The sequence below is a fragment of the Pontibacillus salipaludis genome (assembly GCF_014642405.1).
In the GTDB taxonomy this organism is placed as follows: domain Bacteria; phylum Bacillota; class Bacilli; order Bacillales; family BH030062; genus Pontibacillus; species Pontibacillus salipaludis.
On sequence record NZ_BMIN01000005.1, the window covers coordinates 53408 to 72866 of the forward strand.

The 19459-nt window shown below is 42.5% G+C and carries 18 protein-coding genes and 1 pseudogene; 14 read left to right on the forward strand and 5 right to left on the reverse strand.

Features of this window, described 5'->3' with window-relative positions:
* Positions 1-129: 129 nt before the first annotated feature.
* Positions 130-1389 (reverse strand): hypothetical protein, encoded by a 1260-nt coding sequence (locus IEW76_RS07475; RefSeq protein WP_188652435.1) that lies wholly within the window; start codon positions 1387-1389, stop codon positions 130-132.
* A gap of 242 nt (positions 1390-1631) precedes the next feature.
* On the opposite strand from IEW76_RS07475, the gene IEW76_RS07480 reads away from it, so the two are divergent.
* From IEW76_RS07480 to IEW76_RS07495, 4 genes and pseudogenes are all read left to right on the forward strand, one after another.
* A complete protein-coding gene (locus tag IEW76_RS07480) occupies positions 1632-2489 on the forward strand; it encodes an aminoglycoside phosphotransferase family protein (protein ID WP_188652438.1) in 858 nt (285 codons plus the stop codon).
* Between the two features lie 325 nt (positions 2490-2814).
* A pseudogene (locus tag IEW76_RS07485) lies at positions 2815-4244 on the forward strand (sucrose-specific PTS transporter subunit IIBC).
* A gap of 26 nt (positions 4245-4270) precedes the next feature.
* Positions 4271-5746, forward strand: coding sequence for a glycoside hydrolase family 32 protein (locus IEW76_RS07490; RefSeq protein ID WP_188652440.1), 1476 nt, complete (start codon positions 4271-4273; stop codon positions 5744-5746).
* Between the two features lie 100 nt (positions 5747-5846).
* Entirely contained in the window at positions 5847-6857 is a 1011-nt protein-coding gene (locus IEW76_RS07495; RefSeq protein ID WP_188652442.1) for a LacI family DNA-binding transcriptional regulator, read from the forward strand.
* Between the two features lie 99 nt (positions 6858-6956).
* Here IEW76_RS07495 and IEW76_RS07500 read toward each other — a convergent pair whose 3' ends face one another.
* Entirely contained in the window at positions 6957-7205 is a 249-nt protein-coding gene (locus IEW76_RS07500; RefSeq protein ID WP_188652444.1) for a hypothetical protein, read from the reverse strand.
* A gap of 237 nt (positions 7206-7442) precedes the next feature.
* On the opposite strand from IEW76_RS07500, the gene IEW76_RS07505 reads away from it, so the two are divergent.
* The 8 genes from IEW76_RS07505 (at position 7443) to IEW76_RS07540 (ending at position 13670) form a co-directional block, all read left to right on the forward strand.
* Positions 7443-8243, forward strand: coding sequence for an arylamine N-acetyltransferase family protein (locus IEW76_RS07505; protein ID WP_188652446.1), 801 nt, complete (start codon positions 7443-7445; stop codon positions 8241-8243).
* A gap of 374 nt (positions 8244-8617) precedes the next feature.
* Entirely contained in the window at positions 8618-8839 is a 222-nt protein-coding gene (locus IEW76_RS07510; RefSeq protein WP_188652447.1) for a DUF1659 domain-containing protein, read from the forward strand.
* Positions 8840-8870: 31 nt separating this feature from the next.
* The gene (locus IEW76_RS07515; RefSeq protein ID WP_036783602.1) at positions 8871-9086 is read left to right on the forward strand and encodes a DUF2922 domain-containing protein; all 216 of its coding nucleotides are present in this window, start codon (positions 8871-8873) and stop codon (positions 9084-9086) included.
* Between the two features lie 59 nt (positions 9087-9145).
* Positions 9146-9286, forward strand: coding sequence for a YvrJ family protein (locus IEW76_RS07520; RefSeq protein WP_084599526.1), 141 nt, complete (start codon positions 9146-9148; stop codon positions 9284-9286).
* 384 nt (positions 9287-9670) lie between these two features.
* A complete protein-coding gene (locus IEW76_RS07525) occupies positions 9671-10594 on the forward strand; it encodes an ABC transporter ATP-binding protein (protein ID WP_373285959.1) in 924 nt (307 codons plus the stop codon).
* Positions 10595-11545, forward strand: coding sequence for an ABC transporter permease (locus IEW76_RS07530; RefSeq protein WP_188652452.1), 951 nt, complete (start codon positions 10595-10597; stop codon positions 11543-11545).
* 26 nt (positions 11546-11571) lie between these two features.
* A complete protein-coding gene (locus tag IEW76_RS07535) occupies positions 11572-12276 on the forward strand; it encodes a response regulator transcription factor (protein ID WP_188652454.1) in 705 nt (234 codons plus the stop codon).
* Complete coding sequence (locus IEW76_RS07540) at positions 12273-13670, forward strand: sensor histidine kinase (RefSeq protein ID WP_188652456.1); 1398 nt, start codon at positions 12273-12275, stop codon at positions 13668-13670. The genes IEW76_RS07535 and IEW76_RS07540 overlap by 4 nt, the downstream gene beginning before the upstream one ends.
* 553 nt (positions 13671-14223) lie before the next feature.
* Here IEW76_RS07540 and IEW76_RS07545 read toward each other — a convergent pair.
* The 3 genes from IEW76_RS07545 to IEW76_RS07555 all read right to left on the reverse strand — a co-directional run bounded on the left by IEW76_RS07545 (position 14224) and on the right by IEW76_RS07555 (position 16319).
* The gene (locus tag IEW76_RS07545; RefSeq protein WP_188652458.1) at positions 14224-14496 is read right to left on the reverse strand and encodes a hypothetical protein; all 273 of its coding nucleotides are present in this window, start codon (positions 14494-14496) and stop codon (positions 14224-14226) included.
* A gap of 155 nt (positions 14497-14651) precedes the next feature.
* Positions 14652-15872 carry a hemolysin family protein gene (locus IEW76_RS07550; protein ID WP_188652460.1) on the reverse strand — a complete coding sequence of 407 codons (1221 nt, stop codon included), beginning with the start codon at positions 15870-15872 and terminating at the stop codon, positions 14652-14654.
* Positions 15873-16010: 138 nt separating this feature from the next.
* On the reverse strand, positions 16011-16319 hold the full coding sequence (locus tag IEW76_RS07555; RefSeq protein WP_188652463.1) for a hypothetical protein: 309 nt from the start codon (positions 16317-16319) through the stop codon (positions 16011-16013).
* Between the two features lie 438 nt (positions 16320-16757).
* On the opposite strand from IEW76_RS07555, the gene nhaC reads away from it, so the two are divergent.
* Entirely contained in the window at positions 16758-18209 is a 1452-nt protein-coding gene (gene nhaC, locus IEW76_RS07560; RefSeq protein ID WP_188652464.1) for a Na+/H+ antiporter NhaC, read from the forward strand.
* A 22-nt stretch (positions 18210-18231) separates the two neighbouring features.
* The gene (gene iadA, locus IEW76_RS07565; RefSeq protein WP_188652466.1) at positions 18232-19392 is read left to right on the forward strand and encodes a beta-aspartyl-peptidase; all 1161 of its coding nucleotides are present in this window, start codon (positions 18232-18234) and stop codon (positions 19390-19392) included.
* The last annotated feature ends 67 nt before the right edge of the window (positions 19393-19459 follow it).

Below are 19459 nucleotides of genomic sequence, written 5' to 3' on the forward strand. Positions count from 1 at the left end.
AGATGCGATAGATACATCCCTGCCCTTTTTCTCGATTTTTTTATGGGAAACGTCTCGGATTGTGTGCTCATCCGACGTTTTACATTTTTTGAAGTGGTGGAAGGTCAGAGAGAGCTAAGGACAATAGCCTTACTCAATTTCAGAAAGCACCTTTACTTCTCCGCTGTGAGCATCGACAACATACGAACAGTCTAGCTTCCCATGCAATGTATAGCGTTTATTCGCGGGGTCCCATACGTATACGGGAGTGAGCGTAATTTTGTCCTCTAAAAGAATCAATGCTTCGTGTTTTGTCAAAGTCACTTCTTCCGCTTGTTCAAAATCAGCGGTCATTTCACTAAAGAAATCGTTCTCTATGTAAGTAAGCACACTGGTGCTATTCTGATTAAGAAACACATTTACTTTCCTTTTGTAGAAATCACTTGTTCTCTTTGCGTTCTCAAGTTTTGCTAATACATATCCGTTCTCACGTTCCACGGACTGCCATAACCATTCACCAGAATCAGTTGGGTATACAACTTGCAAGAATCGCTGGAGGGAACTTCGCGTCTCCTTCACCATTTCTTCTGTAATAGGGGTTAGATCTGGATGGGATTCATGCATTTCTGCTTGTTCAACAGTTACTTCATCAGTTAAATCGATCTTCTCTTCTTGGAATGTTTCATCTAACCGGGGCTCATAGGTCATAATTTCACCAATGGGAACAAGATGTACCGAATCTGTCAGGTGAAAAGGGCGAGTCTCTTTGCCATCATTCTTTATGTAGATCTCTTCTAATGCATAGACCGATTCAAAACGTTTGGTTTCCATTATAGGAAAGTTTACAAGCATCAATTGGTTCTTGATTAGATCGGCGATGTCTTCTAGAGATAAAGAAAAAGATTCATCCTGTACGTCATGCACTTCTGGAAAGTACCCGTGAATGGTGAAGAACACGAGCTCATCTTCATCATTCACTTCAACCGAAATGATACCGGATGGGGTGGTTGGGATTCCGTTTACGGCCGAGTAGAACATGTAGGTTCGATCCTGTTTACTTTTTAAAAAGAAATGCTCGCCTTGTGTGAGTCCTGTCTCTTGTTCCACCCAATGGATGACGTCTTGTTCATTAGGCAACGTTGGAGTCTTCGCTTTACTTACACCACTTACAAAAATAAGACTTCTTACTTCTCCCGTATGTACGTCCACATCGATTGATGCTGTCCCTTCTGGGTTCAAGTCGTCTTCAACAGGTCCTGAGCCTTCCGGGAACCATTCCATGTTATATACATAGTGCGTTTGTTCAAACGCTTCGACTTCTCTGTGAAGATGGGTGCGCTCAAGGGTGTAATCCTCAAGTCCAAACTTTCTTTTCATCCGTTCTTCAATCGCTTCTAGTTTTTGTTTCATTATAGTTCCCTCCTACTTACTCTTTCTAATGTACGTATTGTTTTTGGAGAAAGTTTCAATTTAGTAAGCGAGAAGTGGTACCCGTACTTTCTTAGCTTTATAGAGCGGGACAAGGCCATTATGTTAAAATGGTGGTAATTTATGCTAAAAGTTATGCCGGTTCAGAGGTATGAATGTGTTGGCGAAAGAAAGTTTAAAAATAATAGAGCGTAAAGTTTCATGTTAAGAAGGGGGATCGGGGAATGCAAAATCGTGTCATCCAACAGCTAGGGTTACAAGTAGAATCGGCGAATGAGGTAGAAGAATCTTTTAGCTCAACCGTTTATCAATGTGAGTTGTCTACGGGGGAATGTGTCTATTTGAAAATTCCTTATTCGAAATTGAAATACGAGAGAGAGTTAGAAGCTTACGAGATATTAAAAGGGAGCGTTGCCATACCTGCACTATTGGATCATTGGGAGGGGGATGAGGAGTGTCCTGGAGCCTTTGTATTGGCTGAATTAAAAGGGAAGCCCCTAACGACGGCAGCTACACCGAACGTAGCGTATCAGGTCGGGGTCCTTCATGCAGAGATGCATTCTATTCGTCCGCCTGAAGAGTCATTGAAGGGAATAAAAAATGAATTTCCGAACTGGTCCACTTTTCTCGAAAAGCAGTTTTATAGTTTTGCAGAGGATGTTCGCGACGTTCTTGATGAATCGTTATATGGGAAAGCGTTGAAGAAATTTGAACAGATGAAGCACGAGCTCCCGCCACCAGATGGGCCAAGCTTTGTACATATGGATTTTCGGCCGGGCAATATTATAGTGGATGAAGAAACTGTGTCAGGAGTTATTGATTTTGAAAGCGTGCGATTTGGTTCCACCGAGATCGACTTCACGAAGCTTCATCGAGATTTTTTGGCTTACGATGATCGATTATTCCAGGCTTATCAAGATGGTTATAAGTCCGTGAGACCGCTGATTGATTTAGAAAAGGTGTTGCCTTTTTATCAATTTACGGATGCTTTTAATAGTATTGGGTGGTGTCAGCGGAGAGGGGGGGAAGATAATGCTTCATTTTTGGAATTGAATGTAGGGATTTTAAAAGAGTGGTTGTAGTAACACGTGGTAGAGGTCGTTGACTCTGAAGGATTGAACATGTCAAAGATCGAGCGGATCTGTAACATGTTAAATAGGGTTTGTTTGTGAAAAGGTCAGAGATAGAGTTTATCTCTGACCTTTTTATTGGTGTGCGATGTGAAAGCGTCAAAGATGGAGGTGGGACAAGGTACCTGTCCCCATGGTTCAATAATAGTTATTGACACTTAAGGAGAAATCGTTTACATTAATTAATGAAAAGCTTTACATTATTGATTTGGTAATATTGTAAAGCTTTTCATAAACACGGAATGTAAAGCTTTACATAAAAGAGGGGGAATGGGAAATGAAGTACGATATAATCGCAGCGGGCATATTAGAGGCTCTTGGGGGAAAAGAAAACATCTCAGCTGCTGCTCATTGTGCAACTCGATTAAGACTTGTTTTACACGATGAATCAAAAGTGGATCAAAAGAGATTAGATGAAATGGATGAGGTGAAAGGCACGTTCTCAACAGGAGGGCAGTATCAGGTCATACTTGGTTCAGGTGTTGTAAATAACGTTTATGCAGAGTTCACGAAACTAACAGGATCTGAAGAAATGTCGAAGGATGAAGTGAAATCAGCTGCGAATCAAAAATTAAATCCGGTGCAGCGATTTGTGAAGATGCTTTCTGACATCTTTGTTCCCATTATTCCTGCGATTGTTGCTGGTGGTCTCTTAATGGGGTTAAATAACTTGCTGACAGCAAGCGGGTTGTTTATTGAAGATCAGTCGGTAATTGAAGCGTATCCAGGCATGAGTGATTTAGCTGCAATGATTAATACATTCGCAAATGCGCCCTTTACATACTTACCTATTCTAATCGGGTTCTCGGCAGCCAAGCGATTTGGCGGAAATGCCTTTCTCGGGGCAGCACTTGGAATGTTGATGGTGCACCCTGACCTTTTAAATGGCTGGGGTTATGGAGGAGCTTTGGCTGATGGAGAGATTCCGAAGTGGAACATCTTTGGATTTGAAATTGCAAAAGTCGGTTATCAAGGAACGGTCTTACCGGTCTTAGCCGCAACTTATATTCTAGCTAACATTGAGAAATTTTTGCGTAAAAGAATTCCGACGTCACTTGATAACTTATTAACGCCGTTACTTACGATCTTTATTACAGGTGTTTTAACCTTTACCTTTGTAGGACCTTTAACTCGCTCTGGAGGAAATTTATTAACAGATGGAATTGTATGGATGTATGAAACCGTTGGCTTTATTGGCGGTGGTATTCTTGGAGCGCTTTACGCTCCGTTTGTTATAACAGGTATGCACCATAGCTTTATTGCTATTGAGACTCAGCTTTTAGCCAATTTGCGAAGACGGGTGGATCATTTATCTTCCCAACCGCTGCTATGGCTAATGTGGCTCAAGGATCAGCAGCTCTGGCTGTATTATTCATAACAAAGAGCCAGAAGATGAAAGGTGTCGCCTCTGCGGCTGGGATCTCTGCATTATTAGGTATCACAGAACCGGCGATGTTTGGTGTGAATTTGAAGTTGCGCTATCCCTTTATCGCAGCGGTAATCGGTGCTGCTATTGCAACTGCTTATATTACGTTTAACGATGTGTTAGCTGTTGCGCTAGGGGCAGCTGGATTACCTGGTGTGATCTCCATTCGCCCGACATCTGTTGTGCATTACATCATTGGAATGGTCATCTCGTTTGTCATCACATTTGGACTTACGTACGTGTTAGGGAAACGAAAGAAAGAAGATTCTTCCGCGGCATAAGCGGAGTAGAAGGGTGTAGGAATGAAATGGATTGGACAAGAGAAGCGAGATACAAGCCTCTTAAAAATGTATCTGAAGAAGAGTGGATGAGACTTCATGAAGTTGTAAGGAGCTGTCCATGGCGCCAAAGCTATCATATCCAACCCCGCGTGGGACTGTTAAATGATCCGAATGGTTTCTCTTATTACAATGGGGTCTATCACCTCTTCTATCAATGGTTTCCGCTTGGCCCTGTACACGGATTAAAGCACTGGTACCATGTAACGTCGACTGACCTTGTTCATTGGCAGGAGAAAGGTATAGCCATTTCTCCTGATCGTTATTTTGATTCTCACGGAGCTTTCTCAGGTACAGGGATTGTCATTGGCGAGGAATTGCACCTTTATTACACAGGCAATGTAAGAGATGAGGATTGGGTGCGCACACCTTATCAATGTCTGGCGAAAATGGATCAACTTGGTGAAGTTACAAAGGTCGAGGCTCCGCTAGTAACAGGAGTGCCGGAGGGTTATACAGAACATTACAGGGATCCGAAAGTCTTTAGTAAGGATGGGACTTATTTTATGTTGGTAGGAGCTCAGCGGACGGATGAAACGGGGGCCCTTACCGTCTATGAATCCAAAGATACACAAACGTGGGCATTTCGCGGAGAATTGAAAACAGACTTTAGCGGGTTTGGATTTATGTGGGAATGTCCAGATTATTATGAACGTGATGGGAAAGGGGTTTTGCTTTTCTCTCCGCAAGGACTCGAAGAGAAAGGTGATCACTATCAGAATATTTTTCAATCTGGATACGTGGTAGGAAAGCCGTTAGAGATAGAGTCACTCAAGATGGAGCACGGAACGTTTTACGAATTTGATCAAGGCTTTGACTTCTATGCTCCACAAACTACAGAAGATCATGATGGTCGCCGTATCCTCGTGGGTTGGATGGGGCTTCCTGAGATTGCTTATCCAACAGATCGTCATGAATGGGCACACTGCTTAACGATCCCGAGGGAGCTGACGATTCTTGGTGATCGGATCCTACAGCGTCCAGTTCGAGAGATGGAGAAGTTGAGAACAAACCGTTCAGACAAACAAGATGAGCTGAATCGTGCCGTAAAGGTATATGAAGGGTTTGAAGGAACAACGTATGAGCTGCAAGCATCTTTCACTACCTTAGATTGGCGGGATTTTGGGGTCCGCTTTCGCTGCGGGGAAGAAGAGTATACAGAGATTCGAGTCGATCCGAAATGGAAACGGGTGACGGTGGATCGTAGCAAAAGCGGTGAGGCTTTTGCTGAAGAATTTGGAACAATCCGATCGGCTTCTCTTTCTTTTGATCGCTTGATAACGTTGAGGTTATATGTGGATCATTCTTCATTTGAACTCTTCGTGCAAGGAGGGGAAGAAGTCTTCTCAGGCAGGATTTTCCCATCAGAAGGGAGCACTGGAATCGAATTTTTCTCAGATGGAGCAGTAAGCTTAAGAGCGACCAAATGGGATATAGGAAAATAACCAGAAATCCCTTATAATAACGGAAGGAGAACGTTTTCATAGGGAGTGTCTGTCCGTGAATAGGGGCAGGCACTTCGGTGTTTTGCCGAGGAGGAAGTTTATGAGAGAAGATATAAATATTACAGAGGTCGCCCGTAAAGCAGGTGTGTCTATTGCAACCGTTTCGCGGGTATTTAACAATAATGGGCCTGTGAAAGAGAGTACGCGGAAGAAGATTGAACAAGTCATTAAAGAGACCGGATACCGTCCAAACATTTTGGCGCGAGAACTTGCTGAGAAGAAGACGCACTTGATTGGTGTCATTACTCACAGCATTCTCGGTGAGGGGCTTCCTAACAGTATTAAAGGGATTACTCATGTTATTGAGGAAAAAGGGTATAACCTTCTAATCGGCAATACGGATGGACAGATCGAGAAGGAGCAGAAGCACTTTGAGATCTTTCAATCGAAACGAGTTGAAGGTGTCCTCTTTATGACCCGGCATTTTACTCAGGAACATAGAGACGTCATTGAGGCTCTCCCTTTTCCAGTTGTTGTTCTTTTGCAACCAACTGAAGATGAAAAGATTTCCTACGTCGCCTTTGATGAGTATCGCTTTGCTCAAGAAGCGACCCGTTATTTATTGGATAAAGGGCATGAAGATTTTGTTTTCATAGGTGGGCCTGAGACCTCAGCGAACAGCTTAAGGCGAGAGCAAGGATTCAAGAATGCATTAACAAGCGCTGGTTATAGCTTGGACAAAGAGCGAATCATTCATGAGGACTACAGCATTGAAGCCGGCTATGAAGCAACGAAGCGTTTGGTAAAAGAAGGGGTGCCGTTTACTGCGATGATTATTGCCAATGATGGGATGGCGATTGGAGCAATTAATGCTTTACAAGATAGTGGTTATTCCATTCCAAGAGACGTCTCCATCATTGGATTAGACGACACGGCTTTAGCCAAAGCATCACGCCCTTCCCTAACAGCGATTCATTATTCCTATCAGGATTTGGGGAAAGAAGGCGCAAATCTATTATTGGATAAGATCGAATCTGGTAATGTCGATTTTTCTTATAAAGTGCTTCCTTATGAATTAAAGAAAAGAGGGAGTACGGAGGAACGTTACTGATTGGTCCTCTTTATATAAAAGGGTCACAGATTACATCGACTGTACCTCTCTCAAATAATGGTGGCGGGACAAGTTACCTGTCCCCCTGCCCCTTTATTATTATTGAATTACGTTCCTATTTCTCCTTCTTCTACCTCTAGAGTTAAGAAAAATAGCGTATAAACCAATAATTAAACCAGGAATTCCATATAAAAGACTTTGATGAAATGCAGAAACACCATATGAAATGAACATTAAACTATACATAACGTGAACCCACGATAAATGCTTATCTTTCCTTTTAAAGGCTACTATTAGTTCCACAATCGCCAAACCAAGGTTTAACAAACCTATCATCCACCAAAACATCCTTAACCTCCCCCATAAGTATCCTTTTATCTTTTTTCGCAAAACAGCTCCGTTAGTTAGAAGCGTTTCACAAAGTAATTTTAACATAAATAACCAAAAGATTTAGTGAATACATCACCAACACGGATTCATTGACTTCTTGTTACATAGGGGAGGGAGCAGAACTTTTCTTCTCCATATACGTCTGTGCCATAATGAACAGTAATATATGAAATATAAAGGGTGTGGAGCAGATTGATGTCATTCAACGAGGCTTATAGAGAACGAATTGGATTGCCGTTCGAAACAGAACTAACAGTCACGAACCTCCCTGAAGTGCTTGAGAAAACAGCGTGGGCCATTCCGTTTGAGAATTTTCGAATCCTGAACAAGACTAGCTTGGAGATCTCTAAGGAGAATCTCCGTCACAAGATTCTTGATGAACAGGAGGGAGGGCTTTGCTATGAACTGAATCCTCTCTTGTATTACTTTCTCAAAGATAATGGATTTAGCGTTTCTCTCGTGCGTGGTGAGGTGTATAACGCGGCCGAAGATAAGTGGTCTGGCACTGGCAGAACACATGCCGCGGTCATTGTCCATGACGATTCAGGTGATTACTTGATGGATGTCGGGTTTGGAGGCAATCTGCCGTTAACTCTAGTTCCCATGACAGGGGAGCTGGTTACATCGAGTAACGGGGAGTTTAAAGTAACCCGGCTCGATACGGATTATGGAGACCATGTCCTAGAAGTGAAAGTAAAGGATAAAGACGAGAAGAGGCGCATTGGCTATGCGTTTAGCGAAGTGCCTCTGGTTCACGTGGAAGATGAGATGAATGAGATCCGGCACTTGATCGAGACGCATGAGAAATCTAAGTTTAATAAAAGCCCTCTCGCCGTCCAGCTTCTTGTAGGCGGTAGCCAGACGTTAACTTCTTCATCTATGACGACATGGGAGGATGGGGAGAAGACGAAGGAAGAGTTAGAGTATGAAGATTTTGTGAGGCTGGCTAGGGAACGATTTAACCTTCATCATGTGCTTGAAGACAGAGGGGGATAATAAGAAACAAGGGGCTACCTGCTCCCATTAGAAGAAATTAAATGATCAGTGACCTTTTAATGACTATTTGCAGTTAAAAGGTCACTGATCGTTCGTTTCTCTTACCTTTTGGAGTCTCATATCTATAAAAGGGTCACAGATACTGGTTATCTGTGACTTTTTTGTGTTTTAGGAGGTAGAAAGGTCACAGATGGAGCTGATCTCTGACCTTTTCTGCCTCCTCTTCTTATAAAAGGTCACAGATTCAACGCCAGAGGCTGGCACCTCAATTGGCGGTGGGACAAGGAACCCGTCCCCGCGGTCCATTTTTTCTAAAACATAGGCACCTCCCGCTGGCTTCCGAACGATTATAGAAGTGAAAGGAGGTGATCGACATGGCAATCACAAACACATTCCGATCTCAGCTACAAATTGTGTTAGAAGATGGTCTTGATGAGAAAGGCAATATGAAATTCAAGAACAAGAACTTCAACAACGTGAAGACTGAAGCAACGGCTGATCAGTTATTCGCTGTAGCGAATGTTCTTCATCCGCTTCAGCAGCGTAAATTATCTGGCATCGAACGCAATGACTCAAGCCTAATTCTTGGTGCTTAATGAGTAATCAGAAATGAGAGGAGAGGTTAAGATGGCGAAGAAACTTGAAATGAAATTTGAAAATCAGGATGGTCGTACGGTTACGATCTCCCTTGATGATCCGATTGAACCGGTTGATGTGGTGGCGTTAAACGCAGCCATGGATGAGATTGTGACGCAGAACTGCTTCACATCAAGCGGTGGCGACCTTGTTAGTAAGAAAGAGGCTAGAATCGTCGAGCGAAACGTAGCAGATATCGAACTATAATCTAAGAAAGGGAGAGGGCGATCCTCTCCCTTTTTGGGTAAGGCAAGGGGTGAGGAGCGATGGAGGAATGGATGACGTGGGTACCTGAGGTTGGCTTTCCGGTTCTTGTGACGTTTTATCTGTTGCATCGAATGGAAGGGAAACTCGACATGCTTGTGGCGAGCATCCATCATTTAGCTGAACAAATGAAGGTCGGATAAGAAAAAGGACTGAAAGGGAGCGCTCCCTTTCAGTCCTTTTTTCTTTATAAGAGGATCTGTGACCTTTTAGGCTATTTCTATCTTGGAAATGTCAGTGATACCGTGCCTCTCTTACCTTTTAGGGGTGATGATCCGTCAAAAGGTAAGAGATCTGGTGCTTCTCTTACCTTTTTAATTAGGGAGATTGTTGAAAGGTCACAGATAAAGCTGATCTTTGACCTTTTAAAGGGACCGCACAAGAGAAAGGTAAGAGATCTTCTTCTTGAGCGGCGGGACGAGGTACCTGTCCCCCCGGCCCACTTTTAATACTTTTTTAATACTTTTATAAGTGATTGATAAGACCTTCTTGTCATAATGGGTTTAGCTTGAAAGGGAGGTATGGCTATGAGTAAGAAGCCAGTCGTTGAGTTGAATCATGTAACCAAAAGGATCGGCAAGACCACCATAATTGACGATCTCAATCTGCAGGTGTTTCCTGGTGAGGTGTTTGGATTTCTTGGTCCTAATGGGGCGGGGAAGACGACGACGATTCGCATGATGGTCGGGCTGATGGATATCACAGAAGGGGAAATCCTGATTCACAATCATAGTATAGAAGAGAATTTCGAAAAAGCAATCGCTCATGTTGGAGGGATTATTGAGAATCCGGAGATGTACAAATTCCTTTCTGGGTATGACAATTTGGTCCATTACGCGAGGATGGTTCCGAAGAAGATCTCGAAGGACCGGATTCATGAGGTGGTGAAGCTAGTAGGTTTAGAAGAAAGGATTAAACATAAAGTAGGGAACTATTCACTTGGCATGAGGCAACGGCTAGGATTAGCCCAAGCTTTGCTTCATTCACCTTCTTTATTAATTCTCGATGAGCCTACTAATGGCCTCGATCCTGCTGGGATTCGTGAGATTCGAAATTATATCCGTCAGATCGCTCATGAAGAGAACATGGCTGTGTTTGTATCGAGTCACCTTCTGTCTGAGATGCAGTTGATGTGTGACCGTATCGGAATTATTCAAAACGGTAGATTAATTAGTGTAGAATCCGTTAGAGACTTTGTCGGCACTTCTTCGAAACAGAAGATACGTTACCACGTGTCTCCACTAGATCAGGCGGTCGAATTGCTACGGTCTACGTATGGTTCCGTAGTAGAAAGCGTGGGGGATGGTTTCATTGATACGACCGTTTCCTATGAGGGAATTGCCGATCTGACAGAGTTATTCGTTACTCATCACATCAGGGTATATGGCATTGAAAATATTCAATCGACGCTAGAAGAGAAATTCTTAGAAATGACAGGGGGTGAAAAGTAAATGGTCAACATGATGAATTTAATTCAAAATGAACATATGAAGCTGTATAAACGATTAGGGACATGGGTGATGATTGGATTAATTCTCTTCGCTGTTTTGGGGTTAGGGGCCTTCACTGCTTTTATAATGGAATCAAATGAAAACACGAATTGGAAAGAGAACCTGAAAATAGAGAATGCCCAGTTACAAAAGCAGCTAGAAGAAAGTCCTTTAAAAGGAGCGGGTGAAACGTACGTTCAGAAACAAGTCGCGATCAACGAATACCGCATTGACCAAGACATTCGTCCTGTTGAGTCCCAGTCTGTGCTTGGTTTCATGATGGACGCGACGAACTTCACGGGCATTATTGCGCTCTTTACGATAGTGGTCGCGAGTAGTATGGTTGCAAGTGAATTTTCCTGGGGTACGATTAAGTTGTTGCTAATTAGGCCCGTTAGCCGTACGAAGATGATCCTGTCAAAATATATCACAACGGTTTTGTTTGCGTTGTTTAGTCTGGTCTTATTATTCCTATTTTCCTTTTTGGTAGGTAGTATCCTCTATGGGGTTGAAGGTGTGGGTCAACCTTACCTCGTGTATAACAATGGTAGCGTAGAAGAGACTAATATGATTGCTCACATTATTCAATTGTTCGGATTCAATAGCGTTGATTTGCTTATGATGGTGACGCTGGCGTTTATGATTTCGACGGTTTTCAGAAGCAGTTCTCTCGCGATTGGTATTGCGATTTTCTTACTTTTTACAGGGCCGCAGCTTACCCAATTGTTAAGCAGTTATGAATGGGTGAAGTATGTGTTGTTTGCCAATACTAATCTCCAGCAGTATACAAATGGGACTCCATTAGTTGAAGGGATGACAATGACGTTTTCAATCACGGTATTACTCATTTATTTTGTAATCTTTACTACATTAACGTGGGTGGTGTTCAAGAAGCGCGATGTTGCTGCGTAATGTAGTATGTATAAAGGCGGGGTGTTATGAACGGAGATAAAATATTAGTAGTGGAAGATGAGAAGGAACTTGGTGAATTGGTGAGGGATTACTTGTATGTCGAAGGGTACACAACGATCCTCTCCCATGATGGGGAGGAGGGCCTTGCTCAATTCCATAAAGAGAAACCTATTCTGGCAGTGTTGGATATTATGCTACCTAATATGGACGGAATTGAAGTTTGCCGGAGGATTCGAAAGGAATCAACCATCCCGATTTTAATGATGAGTGCCAAGAAAAGTGACACTGATAAAATCATTGGGCTTGGGATCGGGGCGGATGATTATATTACGAAGCCCTTTAGCCCTGGTGAATTAGTGGCGCGTATCAAAGCTCATCTGCGTCGGTATAAACATTTTTCGAATCAAAATGATGAAGAGAATCAAGACATCATGGAGTATAAAGACTTGAAGCTAGATGTGAAGCGGCATGAGTTGTATGTAAAAGGCGAGAAAGTGACCTTAACGGCCAAGGAATTTAAGTTGCTTTATGTGTTGTTATCGAATAAGGGACAGGTATTCTCCAAGGAACAACTCTATGAGAAGGTCTGGGGGTATACAGACTTTGGGGATCTCAATACAGTGACGGTCTATATGAGTAAACTAAGAGACAAGATTGAAAGCGAATCAACGAAGCCGCAATATATAGAAACGGTGTGGGGCGTTGGATATAAATTCAACGATTCAGTATGAAATCTAGTTTAAAAAAGCGGCTTGTCTTTGCTTTTTTGTCAACGATCCTTGTTCCCATTCTTGTAGCGATCTTGACTTTTTACCTTGGGGCCAACCAAATAGCGAAAGATGAGGATGAGCTGGACCAGTTATTCACAGATGTACGAAGAGAGATTCGACTGAATGAGGGAAAGCTTCCGAATCAAGACGCCTTCTACAAAGAAATAGAGTCATTGCTCGATCGTTATCAAATGAATATCACGGTCGAGGGAGAAAGAGATAAAGTCTTGTTTGATTCTAGAGCTTATAGAGAGGTAGAGGAACTGAATACCTTCTTACCTAATCTCAATACGTTTACTATTCAAGTTGCAGCGGAAGAGAATAGAAAATGGGATGTCACCATTCGCGCCAATGCCTCTCGTAGTGAACCTTTTAAAAGAATGACGGAAATTGTTCATATTCTTCTTTTAAGTGTTGGGGTTGGAGTGCTTACGTTGCTTCTGATGGTGGTCATCTGGACGACCTATATTTCTCGGACTGTGCTGACTCCTTTGAAACAGATCTATCAGGCTACAGAAGAAATGCGGAGCGGGAATCTGGATTATCCGATTCAGTATAAGAAAAGGGATGAGATCGGGCGGTTTATCCAAGGGTTTAACGTCATGAGGCAGCATGTGAAGGATTCCTTTACGAAGCAGAAGCAATATGAAGATGCCAGGAAGCAATTGATTGCAAGCATTTCCCATGACTTACGAACACCTTTGTCGTCCATTAAAGGCTATGTCGAAGGGCTTCGGGATGGTGTCGTTCGGAATGAGGAAATGAAACAGCGGTACCTCCAAGTCATTCATGATAAAACCACACATCTCGATCATCTAATAGAAGATTTATTCGAGTTCTCAAAGTCAGAAGCTGATCAGCTCGCAATGGAGAAAGAAGTTGTAAACGTTGCGCATTACTTTGAGAAACAACTCGCAAAATATCAATTTGACCTTCAAAAAGAAGAGGTGGAGCTAAGCTATACAATCGAAGCTCAGCCTAGGAGCATTGTCCTTGATCCTTTCCGTATAGAGCAGGTTATGAGTAACCTGATTGATAATGCGTGTAGGTATGGAAGTAATCGAATTTGGATCGACGTGCGTCCTGATCAGTCAGAACGTAATATAGTTATCCGAGTCGAGGACAATGGTCAAGGGATTGACAAAGAGGATCTTCCTTATATTTTTTCTTCCTTTTACCGTGCTGAAAAGTCCCGTTCGACAAAGTATGGAGGGTCTGGGCTTGGACTTTCCATTGTGAAGTCGATCGTTAAAGCACATGATGGGGAGGTAGATGTGGAGAGCGAATCAGGTCAAGGGAGTGCATTTATAATTACGTTACCGTTGTATGTGAAAGGGGAGACTGTGGATCTGTGACCTTTTAGGTTATTTCTATCTTGGAAATGTCACAGATACGGTGTCTCTATTACCTTTTTGTTGCAATGGTCCGTCAAAAGGTAATAGATACGGGGCTTCTCTTACCTTTTTAAAGAGTAATACTTGGAAATGGTCACACATCATGCTGATCTCTGACCTTTTAAAGGCTTGGCGCAGATGAAAGGTAAGAGATCAACTGCTTGAGCGGGCCAAGGTACCCGTCCCCTTGTCCCAGGTGTAGCCGCCAGAGCGGGCCAAGGGACCTGTCCCCTTGACCCGGCTCAAATAAAGTAAGATGATTGAGCTGAGGTGATATTTTTGAGTATGGAGATGTTTCTTCCTAATACAACTTCTGGAGCACTTATAATAGGGATTATTCTCGCGCTGGTCTATAGCTTATATCTTAAAAAGACCGAGTCAAAGGGATGGGGATTTACTTTACTAACCTTTGTGGTGGGAGTTATATCATGTGGTATTGGTGTCATGATTTTACAGGGAATAGGTACGATTGAATAATAAATAAAAAAGCGACTCTCTTTAGAGTCGCTTTTTTCTATTGCAGTTCATGTCCTAGATATTGAACGTTCTTGTAATAACGACCTAGAGAGTTTGTCAGGCGTTGAGCGATGCTTTCTGCTTCTTCTAATGAAGCTTCCTCTTTTACGATAATGGATTCAAAATCGTTTTTAGCGTTTGTGTTGTGTTTGACGTTTACATAAACATCAAATGCGGAGTCATCGTCTTCTCTTGTTTCTAAATAAGAAATCGTGATCGACTGGATCGCACCTAAGTTATCAAGTTTGCTTTTTATATTGTTAAAATTCATATATACACACCTCTAATTTCAGAATTTCATGAATGCTCATTAGTCTGCCCATTCAGCAGTTCCTTTAACTACTATACAGTAATTCATGTTATAGGCAAGCTCTTGTTTTAAATTTTTCTTTTTTTAGGCTTTAAGGAAAGCTTAAAGCTATTTTTTTACTTAATAATCTGAACTCGTGAAATCGAGCGACCGTCCATTTCAAGAATCTTAAATGTTAAGTTGTTGCGCTCAAGAACGGTTCCTTCTTCAGGGTGATCATCTAACTCATTTAAAATGTATGCAGCGAGTACGTCTTCATCTTCAGGAATATTCGTGTCAAAGATGGAGTTCACTTTATACAATGTGGCTTTCCCGTCACAAATGAGTTCTGTATCAGATAGTTTCTCAACAATCGCGTCATCATCCGGATCTAATTCATCCTCGATTTCGAGTCCGATCATCGCTTCGATAATATCCTCGTGCGTAATGATTCCTTCAGTGCCGCCATATTCATCAAGCACAATCGCCATATGCTGCTTCTCGAGGCTCATCTTCCGCAATACCCACTCGACTTTTTGGAACTCATACACAATTAACGGATCATTGGAACAAAATGATTTCAGCGACTGTTCGCGGTCAGCGTCCCAGTTAAGTAAATACTTTGAATGGAAGACAGCAATGATGTCGTCCATGTCGTCGCGGTAAACAGGGTAACGCGTATAAGGGTGCTGCATCACAATTTCTCTTACTTCTTCAAATGTAGCGGTGTGAGGAATCGCTTCTACATCCACGCGTGGAGTTTGAAGCGCATCTTTCACGTTCAAGTTCTGAAAGTCGAACACGCCTTTAATTCGGTTCGACTCCTCTTCGTTAAATGTTCCTTCAGACCCTGCAATATCAATCATCGTTCGTAGTTCTTCTTTAGAAATGGATGCTTCTTCTTGTTGCCCATTTGAGAGCACATTGTTTAAGTAATCGGTCAGTTTGTTCAATAAGATGGTAACCGGTTTAAATACAATGATGAAAAAGCGAATAATCGGCGCGACCGTTGTCGCAATACGATCAGGATAAGTAGCTGCGACCGATTTCGGTATCACCTCTGCGAAGATAATGATCGTGACGGTTAACACGGCTGAAGCAATTCCGACATTAATGCCGTATTCGACAGCCAAGATGGTCACAAGAGTCGGCAATAGAATATTCGCTATGTTATTCCCGATTAGGATGGTGGTGATAAATTCACTAGGCCTCGAGACAAGGTACAATAATTTCTCGGCCTTTTTATCATGATTATTCGCCCTAGTCTGCAACCTCATCCGATTCGTTGCAGTTAAAGCAGTCTCACTCCCTGAGAAGAAAGCGGAGACGAAGATCAGTATAATAATCGCTATGAGCACGATTTCGTTCCTCCTTATGATGTCCGTTCAAATTCATACTTCTACAACTATATCAAAATTGGTTGTGAAAAGAAATGAAGACGAGTTGTGCGAATATTCTTCTAGAGAAGAAAGGTAGGAGTGATGGTTCTTGTTGGGCTAGAATAGGAGGAAGCTAAACACAAATAACGAAACGGAACCAAGTGTAATCGGATGTTTAATATACGAAAGAAAGTAAGCGGGTAGGCTCTGTACTTCGCCTGTTTCTCTTTCTCTTAAGGTGCCTAAGGAAAAGGCGGAACATACCAAGGAAACAAACAGCAAAACAATAGGAAATTGAAGGTAGTCTGTTCTCACTACTTTACGGACGGTGTACATCAGACCTCTATCTACCATGGCTTGATGGATCACATAGGCAACGCTTATTTCGATTGCGATGGTTAGGAAAACATAGATCCAGAATTTCAACTTCTTTGTTCCTCCTTCTATTTTACGGTGGGGTAAGCTTGTCTTGTTCTATATACGAAGTAAACTCGACAAAAGTTTCAATGGTTAAAAGTCATTTGATGGGCTGCAACTTAGAGTGAAGCCTCTGTAAGCGATGGGACGATGAACCTGTCCCTGTGGCCCTGGTGTTTATGAATTAACAAAGCATGAATGATTTATTTGCGAACACTTTGGTTGTGAATGAATTAGAAAAGGACAAACCGAAAATGGATTTGTCCTTTTTTTGTGGGATATAAACAGAATAAATCCCGTTAACATCCCGTTTTATCCCAGTAATCCCTAACCGACAAAATGTGCTAAACTCGATATACGTCGAAAAATTCAGTCATTTTAAAAGTTGGCATGAAATTTGCATATAAAGTCATAAACAAGCTTAAAAACTTTTGAGGGGGAAAAAGGATGAAACAAAGACCGAGTTTTTTATTAGCGATTACGCCAATTGTATCGATGCTGCTTCTTTTAGGTATCGGGTATGGTGTATTCCATATGGAGGCAGAGCCGCTTCTTATTATTGCAGCAATTATTGCGGCTCTAGTTGGCTTAAAAGTTGGCGTGAAATGGGAAGAAATGCAGCAGGGGATTGTCGAAACAACGGCAAAAGCACTGCCGGCGATATTGATTTTAATTACAGTTGGGATTTTGATTGGGACGTGGATGATTTCAGGGACGATCCCTGTCATGATTTATTACGGAATGAAATTAATTAATCCAGATTTCTTAGTTGTAACGGCATTTGCCGTAACCGCTGTTGTTTCTGTGTTTACGGGAACTTCTTGGGGATCAGCAGGTACGATGGGTGTTGCGATTATGGGAATTGCGCTCGTACAAGGAGTTTCCCTTCCAATGACAGCAGGTGCTGTAGTGGCGGGTTCTTATTTCGGAGATAAGCTGTCTCCATTATCAGATACAACGAATTTAGCTCCAGCAGCTGCTGGGAGTAACTTATATGAACACATTAAGCACATGCTTTACACCACCATACCGGCCGCTCTTGTTGGAATCATCATTTATTTCTTTGCTGGAAGCGGAGCGGCTGATGCGAGTGCAGGAGCAGATGAGAAATTAGCTATGATGACAGAGACGTTAAATGCGTTATATGACTGGAACATTCTTTTAATTCTCCCGGTGATTATTGTTCTGGCCGGATCGATTATGAAATTTCCTACCATTCCTGTTATGTTAGCTTCTGTTATAACGGCCATTATCATTGGGGTTACAATGCAAAGCGTGACGCTCGAGAGTGCTTTTGTAGCGAGTGTAAGTGGATTTGATGTGACGATGATGGGCGGAGCTTCTTCTCTTTCTTCTATATCAGAAGATGTTTCCGGGCTGTTAAACCGTGGCGGAATGGAATCGATGATGGGCACAACGCTTATTGCCTTTTGTGCGTTCTCATTTGCGGGAATCTTGAGTAAAACTGGATCTCTTGAAGTCGTTCTTGAGAAAGTGAATGAAGTAGCGAAATCAACAGGTAGCCTTGTTTTATCTACTGTTCTATCTTGTTTAACGATGGCGATTACAACCGGAAGCTCTTACTTATCGATACTTGTTCCAGGTGAACTGTTCCAAAAAGTGTACCAGGAACGTGGCCTTCATGCGAAGAACTTATCTCGTACATTAGAAGACTCAGGAACCGTGGTTGTGCCAATTGTTCCTTGGTCATTAGCGGGAGTTTATATGTCTACGACACTGGGCGTTCCGGTTATTGAGTACTTACCTTGGGCGGTGATGTGTTACGTTGGATTTATTTTTGCCATACTCTTTGGATTTACAGGGTTCTCTATTGAAAAGATTACACCGTCTACACAACAGACTGCAGAAAATCAAGATCAACCACAATACAAAGCTTAATAGATGCTGGAGGGACTAGAAATTGCTTCGATTACTAAAACATGCACACGTATATACACCACAATCCATCGGCAAGAAGGATATTCTTCTTGCTGGTGGCAAAATAATAGAAATCAAAGATTCCATCGATGTAACAGGCGTGGACGTTGAGGTGTTGGATCGTTCGAACGCGATTGTTATGCCTGGCCTTGTCGATCGCCACGTTCATATAACGGGTGGCGGAGGCGAAGGCGGTTTTGCTACGAGCACGCCAGAGGTACAGCTCAGTCACGTTGTGGAAAGTGGGATTACAACCGTTGTTGGATTGCTTGGTACAAATGACGTCGGGAGAACTCCTAAAAGCCTCTTAGCAAAAGCGAAGGCCCTGCGGGAAGAGGGGTTGAATGCGTATATGCTTACAGGAGGGTATGGCTATCCTTCGAATACGATCACAGGCGAGGTTCGGGAAGATCTTTTATTTATAGAAGAGATTCTTGGGTTAAAACTTGCGATCGAAGACCATCGTTCCTCATATGTAACGACGGAAGAGTTAAAACGGCTCGCCTCTTACGTACGCGTGTCTTCCATGCTTGCGAAGAAGAAAGGCTTTATCCATCTGCATATGGGAAGCGGCAAGGGGCATTACGAACAGCTCTATCAAATTCTTGAAGAAACGGATCTTCCTATTGGTCTATTTAGCCCGACGCATGTGAACCGGACGTTTGATTTGCTAGAGGCTTCTGTTGAATTTTCCAATCGAGGGGGGCTTGTGGATATCACTTCGAATGTTGGAATGAAAGGTAACAACAAGAGCCTAACCCCGGCTGAGAGCCTCCTTTATTTACTGGATCAAGGAGTGGGTATTGATCAAATTACGGTAAGTTCAGATGCAAATGGAAGTTTGCCAGTGTTTGACGAGGGCGGACAGTTAACAGGGATGAAAGTTGCTGGCTTTGAGCCTACACTAGAAGCGCTTCGTTTTCTTATTAGAGATGAACGAATCTCTGTAGAAGATGCGATTAAACCTTTTACAATTAATCCAGCTCAAGGGCTTGGACTCGATCAGCGTGGTCTAATTGAAGAAGGAAGCTATGCGGATTTGTTGGTGTTAAATGAGGAAGATTTGTCGATATCAGATGTGCTCATTAATGGAGACTCTTTTGTCCACCAAGGAGATACGGTTCGAAAAGGGACGTTTGAATAATGGAGAGCCCCTAAGCTTATCTAGGAAACTAGACAAAGGCTAGGGGCTCTTTCATACTAGAAGAAAA

Coding starts and splice junctions, on each gene's coding strand:
- IEW76_RS07475 (WP_188652435.1), bottom strand. CDS start 1,389: ATGAAACAAAAACTAGAAGCGATTGAAGAACGGATGAAAAGAAAGTTT.
- IEW76_RS07480 (WP_188652438.1), top strand. CDS start 1,632: ATGCAAAATCGTGTCATCCAACAGCTAGGGTTACAAGTAGAATCGGCG.
- IEW76_RS07490 (WP_188652440.1), top strand. CDS start 4,271: ATGGATTGGACAAGAGAAGCGAGATACAAGCCTCTTAAAAATGTATCT.
- IEW76_RS07495 (WP_188652442.1), top strand. CDS start 5,847: ATGAGAGAAGATATAAATATTACAGAGGTCGCCCGTAAAGCAGGTGTG.
- IEW76_RS07500 (WP_188652444.1), bottom strand. CDS start 7,205: ATGTTTTGGTGGATGATAGGTTTGTTAAACCTTGGTTTGGCGATTGTG.
- IEW76_RS07505 (WP_188652446.1), top strand. CDS start 7,443: ATGTCATTCAACGAGGCTTATAGAGAACGAATTGGATTGCCGTTCGAA.
- IEW76_RS07510 (WP_188652447.1), top strand. CDS start 8,618: ATGGCAATCACAAACACATTCCGATCTCAGCTACAAATTGTGTTAGAA.
- IEW76_RS07515 (WP_036783602.1), top strand. CDS start 8,871: ATGGCGAAGAAACTTGAAATGAAATTTGAAAATCAGGATGGTCGTACG.
- IEW76_RS07520 (WP_084599526.1), top strand. CDS start 9,146: ATGGAGGAATGGATGACGTGGGTACCTGAGGTTGGCTTTCCGGTTCTT.
- IEW76_RS07525 (WP_373285959.1), top strand. CDS start 9,671: ATGAGTAAGAAGCCAGTCGTTGAGTTGAATCATGTAACCAAAAGGATC.
- IEW76_RS07530 (WP_188652452.1), top strand. CDS start 10,595: ATGGTCAACATGATGAATTTAATTCAAAATGAACATATGAAGCTGTAT.
- IEW76_RS07535 (WP_188652454.1), top strand. CDS start 11,572: ATGAACGGAGATAAAATATTAGTAGTGGAAGATGAGAAGGAACTTGGT.
- IEW76_RS07540 (WP_188652456.1), top strand. CDS start 12,273: ATGAAATCTAGTTTAAAAAAGCGGCTTGTCTTTGCTTTTTTGTCAACG.
- IEW76_RS07545 (WP_188652458.1), bottom strand. CDS start 14,496: ATGAATTTTAACAATATAAAAAGCAAACTTGATAACTTAGGTGCGATC.
- nhaC (WP_188652464.1), top strand. CDS start 16,758: ATGAAACAAAGACCGAGTTTTTTATTAGCGATTACGCCAATTGTATCG.